We start from the raw sequence: 24,353 nt of genomic DNA, 5'->3' as shown, positions 1-24,353 counted from the left end.
CTAATACTATATAAAATATTGTTTTATTTTGAAGGTAACGGCCTACCCAGTTTTAAATCAACCGGTTGGCCGTCGCTAGTCACGTCAACGACGAACGACCCGTTAGAATAACGATCGCCCAGCGGGTACTCGCTGGTTTGCAGCTTGATCCTCCTCCGGCTGCTGGTAATTATCGTCAATGCGTGTTCCTGCCCGTATGCACTCAAGGCGGCAATCCTATGCGGCTTAGACTTCAGTTCGCGCAGCACGAGGACGCCCCGCTTAGCGCGCGAAACCTTGTTGATGATGCTGGCCTTAAGCTGCTTGAACGCCCCCCGCTGCGTAACCAGGCCCACGTGCAGCACGTCAACATAGGCAGGTTCAACTAAGACGTAGGACACAACCGCATCGCCGGACTTGAGGTTGACTGACTTAACGCCGACAGCCTTGGCCCCCAATTCTGGCACTTCACTCAGGTCATAGCGAACCGCGTATGCATTACGGGTAAACAAGATGATTTCGGCCTTCGAATCGACAGCAGCCTGATCAACCCGAACTACCCTGCTGTCTTGCGTCTTCATCTTCATTGCAGTGATTGCGCGGGAGCGGTATGTTCGTGTCGGCTGCAGGTTGGCCAGCTTAAGCCGCTTGATGTAGCCGTCGCTACTTGCCAAAAGGAAGTCAAGGTCGGTGTCCAGTCGGTCAAACGTAAATACGCGAATGATCTGTTCCTCACCGCTCAAGCCAATCTCTTGCGACAAGTGCTGCCCGGTTTCCTTCCACTTGGCTTCTACCAGTTCGTTAACTGGCCGATAGATGACATTGCCCTGGTTGGTAAACAGATATAGGTTAGACAAAGTAGACAGGGTCTGTTCGTAAACGACCTCGTCGCCGTCCGGCAACCCATTATCCGCGTCATCGCTAGACTGCCAGGAACGCAAGGAAGAACGCTTCAGGTACCCGTCGCGACTAATCAAAACGCGCACCTGTTCGTCCGCCACCAGTGCCTTTTCATTGATTTTAATCTTTGCGGTTTTGCCCGATATTTCCGTTCGCCGCGGATTGCCAAACGCCCGCTTGACTGCCGACAACTCCGCGATGATTTCCTTTTCCAGGGCTTTGGGATTTGCTAACAATTCCTGGTACCGCGCAACTTTTTTATTTAATTCGGCCTGCTCCGCAACCAGTGCATCCACGTCTGTGTTCGTCAATCTGTACAGCTGCAGGGACACGATTGCTTCAGCCTGACGGGCCGTAAAGTCAAACTCAGTCGCCAGGTTTTTCTTGGCTTCCATCTTGTTCTTGGATGCCCGGATGACCTTAATTACCTGGTCAAGAACGTCCATTGCGTGAATCAGACCCTGAATTATTTCCAGACGATTCTGGGCCTTGTTCAGGTCAAACTTGGTTCGCCTGGTAACCACATCCGTTTCATGTTCTAAGTAAGCGGACAAAATGTGCTTCAAGCCGACCTGCATTGGCGTCATGTGGTCGATTGCAACCATGTTAAAGTTATACGACACCTGAAGCTCGGTATTTTTAAACAAGTAGTTTAAAATGTTCTGCGCATCGGCACCCTTCTTCAGTTCAACCATAATTGACAAGCCGTGTCGGTCCGTTTCGTCGCGCACTTCCGCAATGCCGTCAATCTCCTTATTCAGGCGAATTTCGTCCATTTTTTTGACTAGTAAGGCCTTGTTGACCGCATAGGGAATCTCGGTAATAACAATCTCCTCGCGGTGGCCCCGGATTTCCTGAATCGCAGACTTAGCCCGGACCTGAATGCGTCCCCGCCCGGTCTGGTAAGCCTCTTTCAGCCCTTCCTTACCCATAACGATTGCTCCGGTAGGAAAGTCTGGGCCCTTAACGAAGCCCATCAATTCTTCAAGCGTCGCATCCGGATTCTTGAGCAAGTAGATTGTTGCATCGATAACCTCGGACAGGTTGTGGGGCGGGATTTCCGTAGCGTAACCGGCGGAGATGCCCGTCGAGCCGTTAACCAGCAGGTTGGGGAAGCGAACGGGCAAAACCGTCGGTTCGTTTTCGGTGTCATCGAAGTTGAGCACCATGTTGACGGTTTCTTTGTCAATGTCCGTCAGAAGCATGTTGGAGATTTTGCTGAGTCGTGACTCGGTATACCGCATGGCGGCCGGACCATCCCCGTCCATCGAGCCGTTGTTGCCGTGCATCTCGACCAGCGTTTCGCGCATCTTCCAGTTCTGGGAAAGGTGAACCAGCGCACCGTAGATTGAACTGTCGCCGTGGGGGTGAAAGTTACCCATGATGTTGCCGACAGCCTTAGCCGCCTTCTTAAAGGGCTTGTCATAGGTGTTGTTGTCCCGGTACATTGCGTAAAGAATCCGGCGCTGCACCGGCTTCAGCCCGTCCCGAATGTCCGGCAGGGCACGTTCTTGGATGATGTACTTTGAGTACCGTCCGAACCGTTCACCCATGACCTGTTCAAGCGGCATTTCACGAATTCGTTCATTTGTAGCCATTAACTAAGACCCCTTTACTCGTTTTCTTCTTCCAAAATCGATGCGTTCTCGCCCATTCTGAACTTAACGTTTTCTTCAATCCACTTTCTCCTGACGGCAACCTTGTCGCCCATGAGCGTGGTTACGCGCCGCTCGGCCAGTGCCGCATCATCAATTTTGACGCGGATCAGCATCCTGGACTCGGGGTTCATCGTCGTCTGCCATAGTTGCTCGGCGTTCATTTCGCCCAGACCCTTGAAGCGTTGCAGACTGTAGCCCGGTCCTATTTTCTTTTCGTCGTCTGCCAGTTCCTCGTCGGTCCAGGAGTACTTGACCTGGACCTTCTTATTCCGGCCCTTCTGCAGGCGGTAGAGCGGCGGCAGCGCAATGTAGACCTTGCCCTCTTCAATCATCGGCCGCATGTAGCGGTAGAAAAACGTCAGCAGCAAAATCTGGATGTGGGCACCGTCGTCATCGGCGTCCGTCATGATGATTACCTTGTCGTAATTAGCATCTGCAACCTTGAATTCGGCACCGACACCTGCACCAATCGTGTATATCATCGTGTTGATTTCTTCATTTTTAAAGATGTCCTGCAGTTTGGCCTTTTGGGTGTTCAAGACCTTGCCCCGCAAGGGCAAAATCGCCTGGAAACGACGGTCGCGTCCCTGCTTGGCGGAGCCTCCGGCAGAATCGCCCTCCACCAGGAACAATTCGTTTTTCTTGGGGTTGCGTGACTGGGCCGGCGTTAGTTTTCCGGACAGCACTTCCTTCTTGTGCCGTTTTTTGCCGTTGCGGGTCTCATTACGAGCCTTTTTGGCGGCTTCACGTGCATCCCGCGCCCTCTGGGCCTTCTTTACCAGTTCCTGGGCCAGTTCGCCATTTTCCAGCAGGTAATAGGACATCTGCTCGTAGACGATTGCATCCACGATCGACCGCGCCTGCGGCGTGCCCAGCTTGCCCTTGGTCTGCCCCTCAAACTCAAGCAGCTCTTCGGGAATTTTAACGGACAGGACGGCGCTGAGCCCCTCACGGTAGTCGGAACCGTCAATGTTCTTGTCCTTTTTCCCCAGCAGGCCCTGCTTTTTGGCGTAATCGTTGAAGGCCCGGGTAAATCCGCTTCGCGCCCCCACCTCGTGCGTGCCCCCATCGGAAGTGCGCACGTTGTTGACGAATGAGACAAGGTTTTCCGAATAGCCGTCGCTGTACTGACCGCTAAATTCAACCTCAATCTCATCCTGCTTGCCGTTAAAATAGAAGACATCGCTCAGGGTGTCCTTGCCCTCGTTGAGGTAGGACACGAAGGACTCGATTCCGTCATCGTACTTGAAGGTATCGTGGTGGCTCGGTTCGCGCTCGTCGGTCAGTTCAAAGCAGACGCCCTTCAGGAGGAAGGCAGACTCGCGAATGCGCTCCTGGATGGTTTCATACTTGTACTTGGTCGTAGAAAAAATCTTCTCGTCCGGCTTAAAGGTAATCGTTGTACCGGTCGCATCCTTGGTCTTGCCCAAGCGCTTTAACGTGTCAACGGGATGGCCGCCGTCTTTAAACTCTTCTTCGTAAAGGATGCCGTCACGCACAACCTTGACGTCCATGTAACTCGACAGAGCGTTGACAACGGACGAACCAACGCCGTGCAGGCCACCGGAAGTCTTGTAGTTCTGCTCGGTAAACTTGCCACCGGCGTGCAGAACCGTGAGGATGACTTCAATTGTCGGTCGGCCCGACTTGTGCATGCCCGTCGGGATACCCCGCCCAAAGTCACGCACGGTCACGGAGTTATCCTTGTGAATCGTCACGTCAATCTCCTGACCGAATCCAGCCATTGCCTCGTCAACCGAATTATCGACAATCTCGTAGACCAGCTGGTTCAGTCCGTGGATATCCGTTGACCCGATGTACATCCCTGGCCGCTTGCGGACAGCTTCCAGGCCATGAAGAATCTGGATCGATGAGTCATCATAAGAATTTTCTTTTTGATTTGCTTTAGCCAAATAAACTCCTCCAGTTTTGAAACATTTACTTAATTTAATCCTCAACCCATCCAATCTTTGCTAAAATAGCCTTAGATATGAAGAGAGTAGGATACAAATGATCAACCTAAAATTAATACTGGTATTTATTCTAGCATACTTAATCGGATCGTTCCCGACGGGCGTTGTGATCGGCAAAATATTTTTCGCCGAAGACATTCGCAATCACGGCTCGGGCAACATTGGCACCACGAACTCGTTTCGGGTGTTTGGTCCCTTTGCGGGCAGCTTTGTCCTGGTTGTTGACGTTCTCAAGGGAACCCTGGCCACTAGTCTGCCCCGCCTATTGCACCTGCCCGGCCCCAAGTACCTGCTTCTGGTCTGCGGTGGGCTGGCAATCTTGGGGCACACCTGTTCCATCTTCCTCAAGTTTAAGGGGGGCAAAGCCGTTGCGACCAGTGCCGGGGTCTTTTTGGGCTACAACCTGCAGTTTTTCGGCATCTGTGCCCTGATTTTTCTGCCCCTGGTCTTCATCACCTCGTACGTCAGCCTTGCCAGCCTGATTTCAGTTGTCCTCATCTTTATCGTGACTTTTTTCTTTCACGACGTTTACCTTGAGGTGATCCTCGGCTGCATCATGGTTGTTCTTTACACGAGGCACCGCAGCAATATTAAGCGCCTCATCCACCACCAGGAAAACATTATCCCGTTCGGACTCTGGTACTGGTACAAGAAGAAGCACAACAAATTGTAAGCTAGAATAAATACAGCCAGCAATCAAATGCTGGCTTTTATATTATAGGTCATATGAACATTAGTTCGCAAGTACTGACTTGCTTAATTAAGCGGCTAGTAAAAAAAGCACGTTACGTGCTTTTTTTAATCCTGGTCGTGAAAGGCCATGCTGAAGCCGCCCGTGAAGGTTTGGCCGGCTTCGAGGTGATTCATGCCGTATTTTTCTTCCAGCTTGCCGCTGGTATCGCTGCGGTCGGCAATCCCCCACCAGGGTTCAATGCAGACGTAGTCAGCGGTCTTAGGATACTGCGACCACACGCCCACAAACGGGGCATCCCGCAGCCAGACGTTAACGTGAAAGTTGCTGGTGTCCGTCCGGAGCGAAACGCGGTTATCGTGGCCCCTCATCTGGAAGATGAGCGCATCATTCTTAAACAGGTGGTCGCTCAGCGTAATCAGGCTGTTGGTCGATGCCAGCGAGCGGTTGGACCAATCCAAGAACGCGCCACTGAGGGGAATCTGCACCCGGGCAAGCGACGGCTGCGTGGCAAAGTAGAAGTCCTCCTTGGTAATGGTGTCATCGACCGGGAGGTTAAAGCCCGGATGTCCGCCAATGCCAAAAATCATTGTGTCTGCGGAAGCGTTGGTGACGCTGAAATTTTCTTCCAGCAGGTTGTTGAGCAGGTTGTAATTCACGCGCAGTTCAAACTTGAAGGGGTAGACCGCCCTCGTTTGCGCGGTATCGGTTAACAGAAAGGTAATGCTTTCATCAGTTTGATGTTCAACCGTAAAGTCCATATCCCGCGCAAACCCGTGCTGCGTCATGTGGTAGGTCTTCCCCCGGTAAGTGTACTGGTCATTTTTGAGCCTGCCCACAATCGGAAATAAAACCGGTGCGTGTCTGCCCCAAACAGCGGGGTCGGCCTGCCAAATATATTCGTAATCGCTGTGCCGGCTTTTCACGCTCTGGACTTCGGCACCCCTGCTTGAAACGACCACCCGCAAGAAACTATTCTTAATAGTATAATCCATGTTTTTCATCGCCTTTGTTAAAGGATAAACTTAGTTAAATCTTTATTCGTTATTATATCACTAAGTTTTTCATTAACATATGATTCCGTTACCGTTATTTCGCCCATTGTCATGTCGGGCCCCTCGTAGAGCACGTCCTCAAGTAATTTTTCCAAGATTGTGGACAGTCTTCTTGCCCCAATATTGTCCGTTCCCTGGTTAACGTCATACGCGATCTGGGCAATGCGTTCAACGGCTTCTTGTGTAAATACTAACTTGATGCCGTCGGCGTGCATGAGGGCAACGTACTGCTCAAGCAGCGAATCGGCCGGATCCTTCAGCACCCTGACAAAGTCGTCCTTGGTCAGGGCGTTTAGCTCGACCCTAATTGGGAAGCGCCCCTGTAGTTCGGGAATGAGGTCGCTGGGCTTGGATTCGGAGAATGCACCGGCAGCGATGAAGAGGATGTGGTCGGTGGAAACCGGGCCGTACTTGGTTTGCACGGTTGAACCCTCAACAATCGGCAGAATATCGCGTTGTACCCCCTCACGGGACACCTCGCCAGAAGTCTTTTTGCTGCCCGCAGCAATCTTATCGATTTCATCAATAAAAATGATGCCGTTGTTGGCCGTGCGCTCGATTGCCTTTTGGTAGATGGCATCGTAGTCGACCATTTTGCGTGACTCTTCCTGAATCAAGAGCTCACGCGCATCCCTGACCGTCAGCGTTCTTTTGACGCGCTTCTTCGGAACCAGTCCATTAAGCAGCGAACTCATGTCGACGCCCATCTGGCTCATCGCGTTTTCCATCGGGTTTACCTTGGGCGCCTGTTCGACTTCAACCGTTACCTCACGCTCTTCCAGGAGCCCCTTGTTCAGCTGTTCAGAAACGGACAGCCGTTCGTTGCGAATCTCATCGGTTACCTCTTCCTGGTCAGATTCCTGCCCGTTATCGGCCTCGGGCTTGCCGGACATCATCATCGACATCATGTCCTGCAGCTCCTGCATCTGATTGGCCCGCTTTTCGCGCTTGATGCCTGGAACCAGCAGGCGCACCAAAATCTTGTTGGCCTCCTTCGCGGCCTGGGGGCGGATTCGGTCAAACTGGTCCTTTTCTTCCATGCGGACGGCCTCATTAACCAAATCCCGCACCATCGACTCCACGTCCCGGCCGACGTAGCCCACCTCGGTAAACTTGGTTGCCTCGACCTTGACGAATGGTGCCTTAACAATTAGTGCCAGCCTGCGCGCTATTTCGGTTTTGCCCACACCGGTTGGCCCCGCCATGAGCAGATTCTTGGGCGTAATGTCTTCTTGCATCTTCTGTGGCAGCTGCATGCGGCGGTAACGGTTGTAGAGCGCAACGGCAACGGCCTTCTTGGCCTCATCCTGACCAATGATGTACTCGTTGAGTAGACTGACGATTTGTTTCGGTGTTTTTGTTTCCATTAATTTCACCTGCTTTTAAAGTTCATCAACGTTTATTTGGTTGTCGGTGAAGACGTCGATACCCGATGCGATTTCAACCGCCTCGCGGGCAATCTCCCCGGCCGCCATTCCCGTGGAATGCCGTGTCATTGCGATTGCTGCCGCCTGGGCAAAGTTGCCGCCCGAACCGATTGCAACAACGTTTTCATCGGGTTCAAGCACCTCGCCGTTGCCGGAAATAAGCAGCAGGTCCCGCTCGTTAAAGGCAATCAGCATCGCGTTTAATTTTTGCAGCGTTGCGTCCTTGCGCCACGCCTGGGCCATCTCCACGGCCGCACGGCGCAGGTCGCCGCTAAAGGCCTCGACCTTGACGAATGGTGCCTTAACAATTAGTGCCAGCCTGCGCGCTATTTCGGTTTTGCCCACACCGGTTGGCCCCGCCATGAGCAGATTCTTGGGCGTAATGTCTTCTTGCATCTTCTGTGGCAGCTGCATGCGGCGGTAACGGTTGTAGAGCGCAACGGCAACGGCCTTCTTGGCCTCATCCTGACCAATGATGTACTCGTTGAGTAGACTGACGATTTGTTTCGGTGTTTTTGTTTCCATTAATTTCACCTGCTTTTAAAGTTCATCAACGTTTATTTGGTTGTCGGTGAAGACGTCGATACCCGATGCGATTTCAACCGCCTCGCGGGCAATCTCCCCGGCCGCCATTCCCGTGGAATGCCGTGTCATTGCGATTGCTGCCGCCTGGGCAAAGTTGCCGCCCGAACCGATTGCAACAACGTTTTCATCGGGTTCAAGCACCTCGCCGTTGCCGGAAATAAGCAGCAGGTCCCGCTCGTTAAAGGCAATCAGCATCGCGTTTAATTTTTGCAGCGTTGCGTCCTTGCGCCACGCCTGGGCCATCTCCACGGCCGCACGGCGCAGGTCGCCGCTAAAGGCCTCGAGCTTGCCCTCAAGCATTTCCTGCAGGCTTACGGCATCGGCCACGCCACCCGCAAAACCGATAACCACCTGATCGTGATAAATCCGGCGGATCTTCTTGGCACTTGCCTTGGCGATTACCTTTTCGCCCAGGGTAACCTGGCCGTCCCCCGCGATTGCGGTCTTGCCGTTAAACTTTACTGAACATATTGTTGTCATTACGTTGCCTCGTCTTTCTTATCATTACGTGCAAAAAACTGATCATAATTTTGCTGCAAGTGACTCATGGTCACGTGCGTGTAGATCTGTGTCGTCGACAGGTTGCTGTGTCCTAATAGCTCCTGGACACTGCGCAGGTCGGCCCCGTTGTTGAGCATTGCGGTCGCAAATGAGTGCCGCAGTTCGTGCGGGTGGACCTTGCCGTTGATACCAGCCTTGGTAAACACGCGCTGCGTGATGTATTCGATCCCCCGGGGCGTCAACGGCTCCCCGCGGCTATTCAAAAATACCGTTCCCGGATCCTCGCGGTCAGCCAAAAGCTGCCCCCGCGCCCCGTCAAGGTAGTTGTTGAGCGCCGTAGACGTCAGCGCATCGAAGGCCACATAGCGGTCCTTGCCGCCCTTGCCGTGCACCAGAATCACCTTGAGAGTCAGATCAACCTGGCTGATCTGCAGCCCGCTCACTTCGCTCACCCGCATGCCGGTCGTATAAAACAGGGCCAGCATTGCCAGGTTGCGCATTGTTAGCGGATTGCTGCCTTGCAGGGATGCGATGACCTGCTTGACCTCCGTCGGGTAGAAAAATTGCGGCAGTCTGTGTTCCCTAGTCCGCAGCGTAATCGTCTGCGTTGGATCAACAAGCACGATCTTGCGTCTGGTTAAAAAGCGGTAAAAAGACCGCAAGCTCGACATCTTGCGTGCCTGCGTAGTTCGCGTTAGCTGCCTTTGCGCAAGGTCTTGTAAAAAGACCTCAACGTCGCGGCGGGTCACGTTCACCCAGCCCCTAAAGTCGCCATTGTCTTGCCAAAACGTCCTTGCCTCGAGCAGGTCGGTTTGGTAGGCCCTGATTGTATTCGTGCTATAGCGGCGCTCGTTTTGCAAGTACGAAACGAAGAGCTGCAGCGCATCATTTTCACCGGCTGTCATTAGTCTAACTCTTCTTCTTTGAAGCGGGCAAGCTCCACCAAGCTGCGCTCGCTGATTTTTACGTGGCGCTCGCGCTTGTTGCGAACCTTTTTGCCCTCGAGTCCTGGAATCAACGCAAAGCTGGCATTCATGGGCTGAAAGTGCTTGACGCTGGTCGTTGTGACATAATTGGCCATTGACCCCAGCGCCGTAATCTTGGGGAAGGCAACAGGTGCTTTGCCCGCAAATTCCCTAGCCGCATTAATGCCGGCTACTATCCCGCTCCCGGCGCTTTCAACGTAGCCCTCTACGCCCGTTACCTGTCCGGCAAAAAAGAGCCCCGGTTGTTTCTTGGCCTCATAGCAGTTGTTTAACACTTCTGGCGATGCCATGTACGTATTGCGGTGCATCTTGCCGTAACGGATAAAGCGCGCGTGTGCCAACCCGGGAATCAGTGAAAACACCCGCTTTTGCTCACCATACTTGAGGTGCGTCTGGAAGCCAACAATGTTGTACATGGAAGCCGCCGCATTGTCCTGGCGCAATTGCACCACGGCGTAGGGCGTTTTGCCAGTACGCGGATTCTCCAGTCCCACGGGCTTAAGCGGTCCAAACAGCATGGTCTGGGCACCGCGGGCGGCCATCACCTCAATGGGCATGCAGCCTTCGAAGACGTCTGCACTTTCAAAGTCATGCAGCTCGGCCGTTTCAGCGTGCACCAGTTCGTTAGCAAAGCGCTCATACTCCTCTTGATTCATGGGGCAGTTGAGGTAGGCTGCATCGCCGCGATCATAGCGGGATTTTTTGTAGATAATATCCTGGTCAATTGAGTCCGCAGCGATGATTGGCGCAGCCGCATCAAAAAAGTGGAGGCTGTGCGCACCCGCAAATTGCTGAATCTGGTCCGCCAGGGCCGCACTGGTTAAGGGACCAGTAGCGACAATCGCAATGCCCTCTTGGGGCAATTGCTGGATTTCTTCCCCGTGAAAAGTCACATTGGGCAGGGAACGCAATTTCTGGGTGACGTACGCGCTAAAGTTGTCACGGTCCACTGCCAAAGCCCCTCCGGCCGGTACTTGCGTCTGATCCGCAGCCGCCAAGATGATGGAATCAAGCTGGCGCATCTCCTCTTTCAACAGGCCCACCGCGTTTGCTAACTGATTGGACCGCATCGAATTCGTGCAGACCAATTCGGCTAAATTGCCCGTTTGGTGGGCCGGGGTCATCTTCTGCGGCCGCATTTCATATAGGTCAACGGGCACGCCGCGCTTGGCCAATTGCCACGCGGCCTCGCTGCCGGCCAGGCCGCCCCCTACTACAGTTACACTTTTTGGCATATCCGGTATTCCTTTACTAAAAAAATAATTGCTTATATCAAAGAATATCATCAAATCCGCATCGATTTGATGATATTTACACAAATTTAACTTTATTTTATAGGCTCTGTTTCCTTAGGCTCTTCCTTATAGTCACCATTTGGACATTGGATGACGAGCCCCTTTTTATAGCGCTTCTCAACGAGAAAATGCCCATCATTGGGACAGGAGCGGCCGATCGGCTTATCCCAGGAAACAAAGTCGCATTCCGGGTAGCGTGAGCAGCCGTAAAACTTCCGGTTGCGCTTCGATTTCTTTTCAACCACATCGCCCTTGCCGCACTTGGGACAAGTGACCCCAACTTTTTTGACAATGGCCTTGGTGTTGCGGCAGTCCGGAAAGCGCGAACACGCGTAGAACTTGCCGTAGCGCCCCATCTTAATGACCATTGGCGCGCCACAAATATCACAGTTAAATCCGGCCGGTTCATCTTTGATCTGGACTTTTTTAATGTCCGCATCGGCCTTGTCTAGTTCCTTTTTGAAGGGGTGGTAGTATTCATCAATCACCTTTACCCAATTTTTCTTGCCCTCTTCCACGCGGTCGAGGTCACTTTCCAACTGGGCGGTAAAGTCAACGTTCACGATGTCCGGGAAAAACTTTTCGATCAGGTCATCGACAATTGTCCCCAGCTCGGTGGGCACAATTGCCTTGCCTTCGAGCTTGACGTAATACCGGCGCTGAATTGTATCGATTGTGGGCGCGTAGGTGGACGGCCGCCCAACCCCATTTTCTTCCAGGCTATGGACCAGGCTTGCTTCCGTATAGCGTGCCGGGGGCTGCGTAAAGTGCTGCTTGTTGTCTGACTTGGTCATCTTGACCTGGTCGCCGTCGTTTAGGTCGGGCAATTCAACGGTCTTTTCCTGCTGATTGTCATAGACCTTGGTAAAGCCGGCAAATTTCATTTTAGAACCGGTTGTCCGGAAAATGACGCCATTTTGAACAACATCCGCGCGCACCGTATCGTAGACGGCCGGGGTCATTTCACTGGCCACAAAGCGTGACCAAATCAGCTTGTACAGCCGGTACTGCTCAGTGGTCAAAGCGTCCTTGAGCATTTCCGGCGTCCGGTAGACGCTAGTCGGTCGGATTGCCTCGTGGGCATCTTGGGCATCACCCTGGTTTTTGAAGTGTCTTGCACCCTTGGCCGCGTATTCCTTGCCGTATTCTTCATTGATAAACTTGGAGGCTTCAGCCTGGGCAAGGGGAGAGGTCCGCTTGGAGTCGGTTCTCATGTAGGTGATGAGTCCCACTGTCCCCTGCTTGCCTAAGCTGATGCCCTCATACAGCTGCTGGGCAATGCTCATCGTTCGTCTCGTCCGGTAATTCAGCCGCTTGTTTGCTTCCTGCTGCAGCGTCGACGTCGTAAAGGGCGCAGCCGCCTGCCTGCGCCGCTCCCGCTTGTTGACGCTAGCTATCTCAAAATCCTCTTTTTTGGCGATTTTGGCTAAAACCGCTTGAACCGCCTCGTTGTTGGGCAAATCCTGTTTTTTGCCGTTGAGGCCCCAAAACTGGGCCTTGAACAGCTTGGTTTTATGCTTAAACTCGGCGTCAATGGACCAGTATTCCTGGGGCTTGAAATTCGTAATTTCTTTTTCACGGTCAATCACGAGCTTAAGTGCAACGGACTGGACCCGGCCCGCACTCAGCCCCTTTTTAACTTTATCCCACAAAATTGGCGACAAGGAATAGCCGACAATCCGGTCGAGAATGCGGCGGGCCTGCTGCGCGTTAACCGTGTCCATGTCAATCGCACGCGGATGCTTAAAGCTGTTTTTAACGGCATCCTTGGTGACCTCGTTGAAGGTAACCCGGTTTTTGGCCGTATCATCCAGGTTCAAAGCGTGGGCAACGTGCCAGGCAATCGCCTCGCCCTCACGGTCGGGGTCAGATGCCAGGTAGACGTCCTTGGCCTTCTTGGCCTCCTTCTTCAGTTCCTTGATGGTGTCGCCCTTGCCCCGAATCGAAATATACTTAGGCTTGTAATTATTGTCGAAATCAATTCCCATCTGCGATTTCGGCAAATCACGAATGTGGCCCTTGGATGCAATGACGTGGTAGTTGCGTCCCAGGTACTTTTCAATCGTCTTCGCCTTCGCCGGCGACTCGACTATTACTAATGTTTTCTTGCGTTTTTTTGGCTTTGACTTCGTAGGCATCAAAAGCCTCCTCAATTAAATTTATTTGTTCTTATTTTTAAATACTAGACTGAGAATAGAATATTTACCAGCTAATTGTCAAATCTTTCAAGCTGCATCTCAAAATCGGTGATCGGGTTGGCGCCGGCTTCGATCAACTTATTAGTGCCGGCAGACAAGGCACTGGTAATTGGTCCCGGAACCGCGTAAACATTGCGGTTTTCCTGCAACGCCAGGTTGGCGGTGATCAGCGAACCGGACTTTTCTTTGGCCTCGGTCACGATCACACTGCGGGCCAGTCCCGCTAGAATGCGGTTGCGTTCCGGAAAACGAAAGGGCCGCGGCGGCGTATCCGGCAGGTATTCGCTCACTATGAGCCCGCGGCGCGCAATCTGTTCCTGCACGTGGTAATTTTCGACCGGATAAAAATAATTCAGTCCGTTGCCGACGACCGCAATCGTCTCGCCCCTGTTTTTCAGCGCGGCCTTGTGTGCCATCACGTCGACGCCCTTGGCCAGGCCGCTGGCAATCACCCAATCGTTTTTGATCAGGTTGGGCACCAATTTGTCCAGGACCATTTGACTGTATGACGTGGCCAGCCGTGCGCCGACTATTGTCACGGTTTTTTCCTTTAGCAAAGCAGTGTTGCCCCGGACAAACAAAACGAGGGGCGGCCGGTAGATCTGGCGCAGTTTTTCCGGGTAGGCCTCGTTAAAAAAGTCCACCACCCGGCACTGGCGCCTGATCCGCGCAATCACTTTTTCTGCGTCGGGGTCATCGTAAGCCGCCCGCGCAACTCTTGTCAAACTGCCGGGAAGATCCATGTTCTCAATGTCCTGCCTGTCGATACCGCCGGCGTCCAGCTGCCCGGCAATTTGTAACATCTTAACATACCCGGTGCCTTTTTGTAATTTCAGCCGCAAAAGAAAGTCTGTCACGTTCATAAAAAATCCTCCTACTTACATGTACGTAAAAAGAGAGGAACATTTTTATTTGTTAGTGAAGAATGTATTCACGGGCGCAAAGGTCCTGCGGTGAATCGGCGTTGGCCCCAATTGCTTAAGCGCGGCCAAGTGCGCCTTAGTGCCGTAGCCCGCGTTCTTATCGAAGCGGTATTCGGGATACAGCCGGCCGTAGTCTTCCATGAGCTTGTCCCGGAAAACCTTCGCAACGATTGAGGCGGCCGCAATCGAGTTCGACTTCGCATCCCCCTTAATCAAACGCACCTGGGGCAAGTCGACGGGAACGTTCATCGCGTCAACCAGCAGGGCATCGGGCCTCTGGTCCAGGTTATTCACCGCCTGCTTCATTGCCAGGCGGTCTGCTTCGTAAATATTAATCCGGTCGATCACCTCGGCGCTCTTGACGCCGACGGCAACGCTGACTGCCTCCTGCAGGATTTGCGGGTACAGCTGCAGCCGTCTACGTGCACTCAATTTTTTGGAGTCATTGACATCGACTAGGTCGAAGTCCTGGTCAATAATGACAGCTGCAGTCACCACTGGACCGGCAAGCGGGCCCCTGCCCACTTCGTCAACCCCAGCAACGATTTGCCCCCGCCGCCAAAAATCTTGTTCATAGGCAAAGCGTTGGGCAAACGCAGCCTTTTTTTGGTCCAGCTTGACCTGACGCCTTTGATAGCTAGCCAGAAGGTTCTGAACCCCGGCCCTATCATCCTGGGCCAATTCGGCCAGCTCATTTGGACTGACCCGGTTGCTGGCTAGCAGCTGCCTAATCTCTGCAATCGTCATACGCGGTCCAAGGTGATTCTGCCCACCTTGCCCTTGCGCAGCCGCTGCAAAAAATAAAGGGAAAAGCGGTCATAATCGTCCCGCATGCCGTATTCCGCGGTCAACGCCAAAAGCAGGTCCGTATCATTGACCCGTTCCACCTCGTCGCGCGGTGAACGGCTGAACTTGACCAGGTCCGCAAGGTAATACTTGCGCAGCCGCGCCAGCACATAGAGGGCAACGTCATCGCCGCTAAAGATGCTGTCCTTGATTGATCCGAATGCCGCCAACTTATAGCCCACATCCTGATCCTCAAATTTAGGCCACAAAATGCCCGGCGTGTCTAAAATTTGAATGTTGGACTGCGTTCTCAGCCAGCTTTGCCCCTTGGTCACGCCCGGCTTGTTGCCGACTGCCGCCACATTGCGTCCCACTAACCGGTTAATGATGGTCGACTTGCCACAGTTTGGAACCCCGGCCAGGGCGATTCTGATTACCGGATTAGACGCGCCCTTGGATTCCAACGCGCTAATCTTCTCCGCTGCCGCCTTCTTAATCATGTGAACCAAAATTTGCATATCGTTTGCGTGCAGCGAATCTAGGGCCATCACAAACTTGCCCTTGCCGGCCAAGTGCTTCTGCCACCTTTTGGTCAACACGGGGTCAGCCAGATCCGCCTTGTTCAATATAATCAAGTGGGGCTTATCAGCAACTAGCTCCTCAATCATCGGATTGCGTGACGACTGCGGGATGCGTGCATCCAAAACTTCTACGAGCACATCAATCAGACCCATCTTGTCTTCAAGCTGGTTGCGGGCCTTGTTCATGTGGCCCGGATACCACTGGATATTCACCATTGTTTTGCCTTCTTGTACACTAAAAAATTCTCAAAATAATGAGAACACTACCTTAATATGACATCTTTTCCTGGTACATCTGGTATGCAGCGTCAAAGATGCTCATGCTAGACAGGTAACCCGCATTTAACTCCAGATAATTCGATAATTTTTCGTAATCTTCTTCTTGCTTGGGAAAAGACTGATCGTTCTGTGCGTTATTTGCAAATTGTGCGACCTCGCTATTCGAATCGGCATTACGCTGCGTCATTAAATAGCGGTAAAAACTTTCGCGGTACTTCACTTGCTTACTCCGTATAATATAGTATTGCATACGCGCCCATGCCGGCATGCGTAGCAATAATCGGGCTGGTTTCGCGCACGAGGACGTCAATTTCAGAATTGATTGCCTTGATTTTATCCGCAAACTCAACTAGCTTTTGCGGCACGCCGTCCAGTGCAACGTACGAAATACCCACTTCTTTAATCTTATCCTTGTTGGCTTCAATATCTTCTAAAACATTGCTGTCGAAAGCAAGCGAAAACTTTTTGCCGCGGCCCTTCTTGGCCACCTTCAACTGCCCGTTGGGCATCTGAAGCTCAATCCGTATATTGAGCAGGCTGGCAATCTTGCCGGAAATAGCGCCTAGCCTGCCCCCCTTGATGATGTTTTCCAAGTTGACAATCATCATGCGCAGACACTGCGACTTCTTGATGCGGTCAATATGGGCGGTGATCTCTTCAACCGTGCACCCGGCCTCTGCATCACGCGCCGCCGCTAAGACCTGAAAGCCCTCAGCGCGGTCGGTTAGTTCCGAATCAATAATATGGACCATACCTGACTTGGCAGAAATAGCTGCTGCCTGCCGCGCGGCATCGACCGTACCACTCAGCGCTTTAGCAAGAAAAATACCGACGACTTCGCTGCCATCGGCCGTCAATTCATTGATTGTTTCAACAAAACGGCCAATAGGCGGCTGGCTGGTCTTAGGTAGTTCAACGGATTCACTCATTTTTTGAACAAATTCCTGCCTGGTAATGTCGACGCCATCGACGTACGTCTGACCATCAATCGTAATTGACAACGGCACAACGGTGATGTGATATTTTTCTATTTCTTCCGGCGTTAACTGTGCCGAAGAATCGGTTAAAATTTTGATATTTGCCAACGTATTCGCCCTCAATTCTGAATTGCTGCTTACATTTTATGATAGAATGTGAGCTGTATCAATTATAAATTATTATAGCAAAAAAACTAGTAAAAAAAGAAAGCGAATGAGTAGTTTCATAATGAAATTAAAGGATATTTTGCAAGAACCCCCAAAAAGACCCAAAAATTATTATGTTCTAGACAACACTCTCAGTGCCATTGTTCATGGTATTGGATTTTGCTTTGCGGTTATCGGCTTTGTCCTATTAATTAACAAGGCCATCTCTACCCACAGCGTGCTAAGACTTACTACCTTCACCATCTATGGTGTCTGCCTACTGCTACTATACCTGTTTTCCACCCTTTTTCATAGTCTGATCTTCACCCGGGCACGGAACGTCTTCCAAATATTCGACCACTCCTCGATCTTTCTCCTGATTGCCGGCTCCTATACCCCCTATTCCCTGGTTACGATTGGGGGCACGTCCGGCTGGATGCTGCTGATTTTAGTCTGGCTGCTGGCAATTTTTGGCATTCTCTACTACATCTTCAACCGCGGCAAGCACGTGATCTTGGATACCATCCTCTACATCGGGATGGGCTGGCTCGTCGTCCTCGTCGGCCGGGAGTTAGCCGTCAAGCTCGCTCCCACTGGCCTCTGGCTGCTCGCAGGCGGTGGCGTTGCGTACACCGTTGGTGCGTTCTTTTACACCATGAAGCGAATCCCTTACATCCACGTTGTCTGGCACCTCTTTGTCATTTTGGGTTCTGCCCTGATGTATTTCTCAATTCTCTTCTACGTATAGGCTAGCCTATGCCCCTTCATCCGCCAAAAATTTACCAATCGCGTCCTCAGTATTTTCCAGCTGACCCGCCAGCACCCGTTCCTTAATGATCGCAAGCAATTGGCCCAGGCCGGGGCCGGGCTTAATCCCCGCCTGAATCAAAAACCGCCCGTCGACCGCTAACTCGTCAGCCGATTTGATCGGCAGTGCCATGTAGCGGTCCACGAGGGCCTTGGCGTCAACCGGCTGACCCAGAATATGAGCAACGTCAATCGTATTGAGCAGGGTCTCTTTGCCCGCTTCAAACAGCTCGTAATTTGAAGGTGAGACTGCGGAAACTAAGTCAAAAAACGCAACGATTTTCTCTACTTGGGAAGTCATCGCGTTGGAGTTTTTCCAGTCGCGCATAAACTGGCCAATTTCCGCCGTTGGCACTTTTAAGAGGATGATAATGACGGCCCACAAGCTGGTTTCCACCGTCGGGCTGAACCGCAAACGGGGGTAGACTGCCAGCAGGTCACCCTTGCCGCCAAAATCGGGAGCCCCTTCACTCAACCTGGTTTTCAAGAAAACCTGGAAGGCCGCCCGCGAGTTTGGACCAATCCCCATCTTAACGAATTCATCGCGAATCCGCTCGACCGAGATTTTGGGCAGCAAGTGGTGCAGGTCACTAACGGCGCGTTCCGTCTGCTCCTCGAGCCTGAACTTCAATTGGCTCATGAAGCGGACGGCGCGCATCATCCGCAGCGCGTCTTCGTGAAAACGCTCCTTGGGGTCACCGACCGCCTTGATAAGGTGGCGGTGCAGGTCGCCGAGACCGTTGAACAGGTCGATAATATTGCCCTGGGTATCCATTGCCAGCGCGTTGACGGTAAAGTCGCGCCGCTTGAGGTCTTCGCTCAAGTTGCGCACAAAGGTCACGTGATCGGGCCTGCGGAAGTCCTGGTAGCCCGACTCGGTTCTGAAGGTTGTGATTTCATAACTTGACCGGTTGTACAGAACGGTCACCGTGCCGTGCTTGATCCCCGTATCGATTGTTTTGGCAAATATCTTCTTGACCTCTTGGGGGTAAGCGCTGGTTGCAATATCAATGTCGTGAATGTGGCGCTTCAGCAGCAAGTCACGGATTGAGCCCCCCACGAAGTAGGCCTCAAAGCCAGCCCGCTCAAGCTTTTCTAGCACGGGCAGGGCTTCCCCAAAAATTGCGGGTAAATTGGTTATCTTCATCATTAGTTAATCAGCTCTTTTGTTAGTGTTTATCTTTTCAAATTTATGTTAGGGTTAAAATAGCAAGCTTTACTCAAGTTCTATTTCTCGAGAGGATGATATTATGCCAAAAATTAGTAAGCGAAACGTTCTTGAACTGGCCATGATTGTGCTTGGATGCGCCATCTACGGCTTCAGCCTCGACATGATCTCAGTGCCCAACCGCCTAACCGACGGCGGCATAAGCGGCATCACGCTGCTCATCAGGCACTTTTGGGGCATCAACCTGGGGCTGTCTTCCCTTTTACTAAACATTCCCCTGATTATATTGGGCTACCGCTTCTTGGGCAAGCGGCTCTTGGCCTACACCATCTGGGGCACCCTGTGGCTGTCCTTTTTCCTCTGGTTCTGGCGTTCAGTCCCTATTATAGACCAATTGAACTTGAAAGACGACCTCTTCTTGTCGGCGGCCCTTGCCGGCACGCTTTCAGGCATAGGATTGGGCCTTGTCTTCCGCTATAACGGCACCTCCGGCGGCACCGACATTATCGCACGCATCCTCCAGATGCGCTACGGGGTCTCCTCCGGCAAGGCGCTTTTGTTCTTCGATACGCTTGTCCTCCTTGCTTCTCTGTCCTACCTGGACATCACGCACATTATGTACACGCTTGTTGCGTCCTTCATCCTCTCACGCGTCATGGATGCCGTTCAGCAGGGGGCCTCTTCTGCCCGGGGCCTGCTGATCATCTCCGGGCGCTACGAAAAAATTGCCCAGATGATCGACCTCAAACTAGAACGGGGCTTCACCTACCTCAAATCCAGTGGGGGTTACAGCCAGGCCGACCGACCGGTAATTTATCTGGTCGTGTCGCCCCGCGAGGTCCCGGCCGTTAAAGAGCTGATTGCCGCCGAGGATCCCCAGGCGTTTGTGAGCGTAATTGAGGTCCATGAGGTCCTGGGCGAGGGCTTTACCTACAAGCAGAAGCACAACCATTTCTTCATCCGCAAGTAAAAAGGAGCCGCAGCAGTGCGGCCCCTTTTTTATTGATCATAATTGCAGGTCATTGTACATGTCCTGCATTTCCGTATCCTCGGGTTCTAATTCTAAGTATTCCTCCAGGAGCTGCTTCACGATGGCCGTTGAATCAGCCTCGGCAGTGAAAAAGCGGATCATCTGCTTCAAAAAGGCCGCATCATTCCTAAACGACGGGTATGCAAGCAGAAACTCGCTCTTGGCCTGGTCATTTTGTTCAAGTGCCTGGTGAGAAAGTGCCGCATTCCAGTGGAATTGGGGTTCAAGGTCCTCACTGGCGATGCCCTTGATCAAGTTCAGGTTGTCTGTATTCCTGTTTTCATGCACGTACAGGTTGGACAGCTGCATGCGCAGCGCCATGTTTTCCGGCAAGCACTTGAGGCCCTTTTTCAGCAGCTCTTCGGCGGTCTTGGCATCATTGAGCTTCAGGGCGGCCCGTGCCCCCTTCTCGTACAGGACCGGGTCCAGCTCGTTGTAAGCAATGCCCGCCTGGGCTGACCGCAGGACCTGGTCGTCATTATTCTTGTGCTCATAGGCAGCAGCCAGGAGCCGGTATGCGTTAGCGTAGTCGGGACTCTGATCGAGCACCTCGTTTAGGTACCTGATCGCCTGATCGTCTTTACCCACGGCGATTAAGACGAGCGCCGCCTGGTACTTCGTATCGATATCAAGGATATCGCCGCCGTTTTGCGCAATTACCCGGCTGGCTTCCTCGTAGCGGCCCAATTTGGCCAGCGTCTGAAAGAGCCGGTCATTCAAATTAACTTCGCCAAAGTTCTTTTGGCGCTTGAGCAGGTCCTCGTAGCGGGATAGCGCCCGGTCATAGTTCCCCGTAAGGTAGTCCAGTTCGGCCAGGCCAAACTTAACGGCATCCTCTTGGGGGGCGATTTTGGTCGCCTCAAGCAGCTTGTTGTAGGCGGTCTCAAGCAGGCCGTTAGTCTGGTAGTAGTCGGCCTGCACCAAAAGGCTGTCCAGGTAGTCCGCGGACGTCACGGGAATAGCATAGAGAAGCGCCAGGCCGTCGTCCTCCTCGCCGTCGTTGAGGAGGATTTCAGCCAGGTAGATCTTGAACAGGTCCTCGTGCGGGAAACGGGCAATCAGGCTCCGGTAGACCTCCTTTGCAAGGTCGGTAAAGCCAAGTCCCGTTAGGCTTTCGGCCAGTGATGCCAAAATTTCCGGCTGGTCGTTGTCCAGCGCCTTTTTCAGCAGGATTTTTTCCTGGGAAAAGTCCTGCTGTTCAATCGTATCAAGCAGTTGTTTTGAATAACTCATGTTTATTCCTCCGTTGGCTAGATCGTATGGGCCTGCTTATAACAGCAGCCCAACCTGAAAATGATATCACAAAAAAGATGGCAGCGCGATGCCGCCATCTTTTTTAGCAAACTATTAAAATTACTTAACAGCTTCCTTGAGTGCCTTGCCCGGTCTAAACGCAGGGACTACGCTTGCAGGAATTTTGATTTCCTTGCCAGTCTGCGGGTTGCGTCCCTTCCTGGCTGCACGCTGACGCACTTCAAAAGTACCAAATCCAATTAGTTGAACTTTTTCGCCTTTAGCAAGTTCCTCTTGAATTGAACTAAAAATTGCATCAACAGCAATAGCTGCATCTTTTTTTGTCAATTCGGTTTTTGATGCAACCTCAGTAATTAATTCAGCCTTATTTGCCATCTGTAATTCACCTCCCAAAATGAACCTCATGTTGCGGTTCAGAGCCTATTCCCCAAAAGAGGAACGAGGAATAAATGACCATGACGAATCATCGCTTCCTTGTTTTCAAAATAGCACAAATCACGCGGTACAACAAGCACTTTCTGCAAAAATCATCGTTTTATGCCAGGACCAGGATAAAATTATTTTCTCTTGCGGGCAATAATCTTGATTGGGGTTCCCCGAAAGTCGAAATTAGCGCGCAACTGGTTGATCAAAAAACGCTGATACGAAAAATGCATCAGTTCCGGATCGTTGACAAAAACAACGAATGCCGGGGGCTTAACCGCAACCTGGGTCATGTAGTAGACCCGGAGCCGCTTGCCCTTAATCATCGGCGTGGGCACGAGCTTGCTTGCCTCAAGCAGAAGGTCGTTCAAAACGCTCGACTTAATGCGCTGGGTCTGGTTATGGTAGACCCGCTTGACCGCTTCGGGCAGATCCGCAATCCCCTGCCCCGTCTTGGCGGAAACAAACAAGATCGGTGCATAGTCTAGGTACTGAAACTCATCACGGATAGTTTGTTCAAAGTCTTTGCTGCTGGATGTTTTTTTGGTCAGGTCCCACTTATTGACCACGATAACGATGCCGCGGCCGGCTTCGTGGGCGTAGCCGGCAACGTGCTTGTCCTGTTCCCTAATGCCGGTACTTGCATCCAGAACCATGCAGACCACGTCGGAGTGCTCGATGGCACTCTGGGCGCGCATCACGGAATACTTCTCGGTCTTTTCATAAACCTTGCCCCGCCGCCGAATGCCGGCCGTATCGACTATCCGATACTTGGTGCCGTCTTCACCGCTAAAGGGCGTATCAACGGCATCCCGCGTCGTGCCCTCCTCGTTGTTGACAATCACGCGGTCGGTCCCGACCAGGCTGTTGACGATCGATGACTTGCCGACGTTCGGCCGCCCGATAACGCTAAAGGAGATCTGCTCCTCGTCTTTTATATCCAGGTCCTTGGGCAGCTCTGCGACAATACGGTCAAGCAGGTCGCCGATGCCCGTTCCGTGAACACTGGAGATGGGGATGGGGTCGCCAAAGCCCATGCTGTAAAAATCATAGATGTCTTGCCGCTGCTCGGGGTTGTCCGCCTTGTTGACCGCTATGATTACGGGCTTCTTGGTCCGGTAAAGCATCTGCGAAATCCGCTCGTCCAGGTCCGTCAGGTGGTTGGTAACGCTCGTCAAGACGACGATTACGTCGGCCTCATCGATCGCAATCTCCGCCTGGGCCCGGATTTCGTCCTCAATCCGACCATCTTCCCAGGTGATGCCGCCCGTGTCAATCAGTTCGAACTTGTGCCCCAGCCACTCCGCCTGAGCGTAATTGCGGTCACGGGTGACGCCGGGCTTGTCCTCGACGATTGCCAGGCGTTCATTGATAATCCGGTTGAAAAGCGTCGATTTACCAACATTTGGTTGTCCTACGATTGCCACTACGGGTAAAACCATATTTTCAGCCTCCTTAAAATAAAAAGAGCCGACTTAAACAAGTCGGCTCTTTTATTACAATTAACGACGATCTTTTAATTGGTCACCAATAATGTCACCTAAAGCAAAACCACTGTCATCATTGTTCATATATTTCTTATTAACCGAATTTCTGTTGTATGAACCGTGTGAATGAGAGCCTTCATTGCTTGAACCCTTAGAATCTACTGCTTTCATTGAAAGAGAAATTCTGCGTTCGCTAGGATCAATGTTCAAGACCTTAACTTTAACTGTTTGGCCAATCTCTAAAACGTCACTAGGCTTATCTACGTGTTTGTATGATATTTCTGAAACGTGGACTAAACCTTGAATACCATCAGCAACTTCGACAAAAGCACCAAAATTGGTCAAAGACTTAACTTCGCCTTCAAAAATGTCGCCTTCGTGCAAGTCTGTCGTTGCTTGTTCAAATGGAGAAGGTTCAGTCTGTTTAATTGAAAGGGAGATGCGATGTCTGTCATCGTCAATACCAATTACCTTGACTTTAACATCTTGACCAGTCTTTAAAACGTCGCTAGGCTTATCAACGTGCTTGTACGAAATCTCAGAGATGTGAACCAAACCGTCTACACCACCGACATCAACAAACGCACCAAAGTTAGTCAAGCGCGAAACTTTTCCTTCAACTACATCACCAACAACCAGTTGTGATGAAACTTTATCAAAGGCCTCTTCACGTTCTTCCTCGATCAGGTCCTTGTGGGAAAGAATCAGACGGTTCTTGCTCGGATCGATCTCGGTGATCTTGAGCTTCATTGTCTTGCCAATGAACGGCTTAAGATCTGAAACGTAGCGGTTGGAAATGAGTGATGCTGGCAAGAAGCCCCTCGTACCAACATCAACAAGCAAACCGCCCCGTACTGATGAAGTTACAGTACCTTCGATGGTGTTGCCCGCTTCAAAGTCCTTTTGCAGTTCGTCGTAAGCTTCTCTTTCCTTCAAGCGGGTAACTGAGAAGAAGAATTCACCGTTCTCCTTGTCGCCGCCGGCCTTTCTCAAAACCAGAGCCTTGAACTTGTCTTCGGGCTTAACTGCCTCGCGTAAATCAAGGTTGCGGTCTGTCGTGAATTCACGACGTGGAATCACGCCTTCGATACCGGCATTGGTTACGCCAACATCGATTTGACCTTCTTCAACGTCCAGGACTTCAACATCTACAATATCGCCGACCTCAACTCCTTGCATTTGCTTTAGTGCATCTAAAAATTGATTACTGTTTTCTGACATTATTTACCTCCCAATATCATAA

22 protein-coding genes are annotated in these 24,353 nt (G+C 51.9%); 3 read left to right on the top strand and 19 right to left on the bottom strand.

All coding sequences use genetic code 11. The features are described 5' to 3' along the window. Positions 1–23: 23 nt before the first annotated feature. The gene (parC, locus tag AC2JF6_RS00485; protein ID WP_500728781.1) at positions 24–2,477 is read right to left on the bottom strand and encodes a DNA topoisomerase IV subunit A; all 2,454 of its coding nucleotides are present in this window, start codon (positions 2,475–2,477) and stop codon (positions 24–26) included. A gap of 14 nt (positions 2,478–2,491) precedes the next feature. Beyond that, complete coding sequence (gene parE, locus AC2JF6_RS00480; protein ID WP_500728780.1) at positions 2,492–4,450, bottom strand: DNA topoisomerase IV subunit B; 1,959 nt, start codon at positions 4,448–4,450, stop codon at positions 2,492–2,494. A 97-nt stretch (positions 4,451–4,547) separates the two neighbouring features. Here parE and plsY point away from each other — a divergent pair, with 97 nt between their 5' ends. Next, on the top strand, positions 4,548–5,183 hold the full coding sequence (plsY, locus tag AC2JF6_RS00475; protein WP_500728779.1) for a glycerol-3-phosphate 1-O-acyltransferase PlsY: 636 nt from the start codon (positions 4,548–4,550) through the stop codon (positions 5,181–5,183). Positions 5,184–5,308: 125 nt separating this feature from the next. Here the strand turns inward: plsY and AC2JF6_RS00470 are convergent, their stop codons facing one another. From AC2JF6_RS00470 to AC2JF6_RS00415, 12 genes are all read right to left on the bottom strand, one after another. After that, positions 5,309–6,196: an aldose 1-epimerase family protein gene (locus tag AC2JF6_RS00470; RefSeq protein ID WP_500728778.1), complete on the bottom strand. Its 888-nt coding sequence runs from the start codon at positions 6,194–6,196 to the stop codon at positions 5,309–5,311. 17 nt (positions 6,197–6,213) lie between these two features. Further along, positions 6,214–7,623, bottom strand: coding sequence for an ATP-dependent protease ATPase subunit HslU (gene hslU, locus AC2JF6_RS00465; RefSeq protein ID WP_500728777.1), 1,410 nt, complete (start codon positions 7,621–7,623; stop codon positions 6,214–6,216). Between the two features lie 15 nt (positions 7,624–7,638). Beyond that, a complete protein-coding gene (locus tag AC2JF6_RS00460) occupies positions 7,639–8,208 on the bottom strand; it encodes an AAA family ATPase (protein WP_500728776.1) in 570 nt (189 codons plus the stop codon). Positions 8,209–8,223: 15 nt separating this feature from the next. Next, positions 8,224–8,748 (bottom strand): ATP-dependent protease subunit HslV, encoded by a 525-nt coding sequence (gene hslV, locus AC2JF6_RS00455; RefSeq protein ID WP_500728775.1) that lies wholly within the window; start codon positions 8,746–8,748, stop codon positions 8,224–8,226. Further along, on the bottom strand, positions 8,748–9,674 hold the full coding sequence (gene xerA / locus AC2JF6_RS00450; protein ID WP_500728774.1) for a site-specific tyrosine recombinase/integron integrase: 927 nt from the start codon (positions 9,672–9,674) through the stop codon (positions 8,748–8,750). Before xerA ends, hslV begins: the two co-directional genes overlap by 1 nt. Then, a complete protein-coding gene (trmFO, locus tag AC2JF6_RS00445) occupies positions 9,674–10,990 on the bottom strand; it encodes a methylenetetrahydrofolate--tRNA-(uracil(54)-C(5))-methyltransferase (FADH(2)-oxidizing) TrmFO (RefSeq protein WP_500728773.1) in 1,317 nt (438 codons plus the stop codon). Before trmFO ends, xerA begins: the two co-directional genes overlap by 1 nt. A 92-nt stretch (positions 10,991–11,082) precedes the next feature. Continuing rightward, on the bottom strand, positions 11,083–13,188 hold the full coding sequence (topA, locus tag AC2JF6_RS00440; protein ID WP_500728772.1) for a type I DNA topoisomerase: 2,106 nt from the start codon (positions 13,186–13,188) through the stop codon (positions 11,083–11,085). 71 nt (positions 13,189–13,259) lie between these two features. Further along, positions 13,260–14,111 carry a DNA-processing protein DprA gene (gene dprA / locus AC2JF6_RS00435; RefSeq protein WP_500728771.1) on the bottom strand — a complete coding sequence of 284 codons (852 nt, stop codon included), beginning with the start codon at positions 14,109–14,111 and terminating at the stop codon, positions 13,260–13,262. A 45-nt stretch (positions 14,112–14,156) separates the two neighbouring features. Then, on the bottom strand, positions 14,157–14,918 hold the full coding sequence (gene rnhB, locus AC2JF6_RS00430; protein WP_500728770.1) for a ribonuclease HII: 762 nt from the start codon (positions 14,916–14,918) through the stop codon (positions 14,157–14,159). Beyond that, positions 14,915–15,754, bottom strand: coding sequence for a ribosome biogenesis GTPase YlqF (ylqF, locus tag AC2JF6_RS00425; protein WP_500728769.1), 840 nt, complete (start codon positions 15,752–15,754; stop codon positions 14,915–14,917). Before ylqF ends, rnhB begins: the two co-directional genes overlap by 4 nt. A gap of 52 nt (positions 15,755–15,806) precedes the next feature. Beyond that, entirely contained in the window at positions 15,807–16,037 is a 231-nt protein-coding gene (locus AC2JF6_RS00420; RefSeq protein WP_500728768.1) for a YozE family protein, read from the bottom strand. 4 nt (positions 16,038–16,041) lie between these two features. Beyond that, positions 16,042–16,902, bottom strand: a complete 861-nt coding sequence (locus tag AC2JF6_RS00415; protein ID WP_500728767.1) for a DegV family protein — start codon at positions 16,900–16,902, stop codon at positions 16,042–16,044. 121 nt (positions 16,903–17,023) lie between these two features. On the opposite strand from AC2JF6_RS00415, the gene trhA reads away from it, so the two are divergent. Next, on the top strand, positions 17,024–17,689 hold the full coding sequence (gene trhA, locus AC2JF6_RS00410) for a PAQR family membrane homeostasis protein TrhA (protein WP_500728766.1): 666 nt from the start codon (positions 17,024–17,026) through the stop codon (positions 17,687–17,689). Positions 17,690–17,695: 6 nt separating this feature from the next. Here trhA and AC2JF6_RS00405 read toward each other — a convergent pair whose 3' ends face one another. Continuing rightward, entirely contained in the window at positions 17,696–18,898 is a 1,203-nt protein-coding gene (locus tag AC2JF6_RS00405; RefSeq protein ID WP_500728765.1) for a CCA tRNA nucleotidyltransferase, read from the bottom strand. Positions 18,899–18,998: 100 nt separating this feature from the next. Here AC2JF6_RS00405 and AC2JF6_RS00400 point away from each other — a divergent pair, with 100 nt between their 5' ends. Continuing rightward, positions 18,999–19,886: a YitT family protein gene (locus tag AC2JF6_RS00400; RefSeq protein ID WP_500728764.1), complete on the top strand. Its 888-nt coding sequence runs from the start codon at positions 18,999–19,001 to the stop codon at positions 19,884–19,886. 36 nt (positions 19,887–19,922) lie between these two features. Here the strand turns inward: AC2JF6_RS00400 and AC2JF6_RS00395 are convergent, their stop codons facing one another. From AC2JF6_RS00395 to rpsA, 4 genes are all read right to left on the bottom strand, one after another. Then, positions 19,923–21,179: a tetratricopeptide repeat protein gene (locus tag AC2JF6_RS00395; RefSeq protein WP_500728763.1), complete on the bottom strand. Its 1,257-nt coding sequence runs from the start codon at positions 21,177–21,179 to the stop codon at positions 19,923–19,925. Between the two features lie 120 nt (positions 21,180–21,299). Further along, positions 21,300–21,575 carry a non-specific DNA-binding protein Hbs gene (gene hbs / locus AC2JF6_RS00390; RefSeq protein WP_500728762.1) on the bottom strand — a complete coding sequence of 92 codons (276 nt, stop codon included), beginning with the start codon at positions 21,573–21,575 and terminating at the stop codon, positions 21,300–21,302. A 182-nt stretch (positions 21,576–21,757) separates the two neighbouring features. Further along, positions 21,758–23,065: a ribosome biogenesis GTPase Der gene (gene der / locus AC2JF6_RS00385; protein ID WP_500728761.1), complete on the bottom strand. Its 1,308-nt coding sequence runs from the start codon at positions 23,063–23,065 to the stop codon at positions 21,758–21,760. Positions 23,066–23,125: 60 nt separating this feature from the next. After that, positions 23,126–24,331: a 30S ribosomal protein S1 gene (gene rpsA, locus AC2JF6_RS00380; RefSeq protein ID WP_500728760.1), complete on the bottom strand. Its 1,206-nt coding sequence runs from the start codon at positions 24,329–24,331 to the stop codon at positions 23,126–23,128. Positions 24,332–24,353 lie beyond the last annotated feature (22 nt).

The sequence above is a fragment of the Lactobacillus sp. XV13L genome (assembly GCF_059900875.1).
The sequence above is the reverse complement of the archived record's forward strand: the minus strand, read 5'-3'. Positions and strand labels throughout refer to the sequence as shown.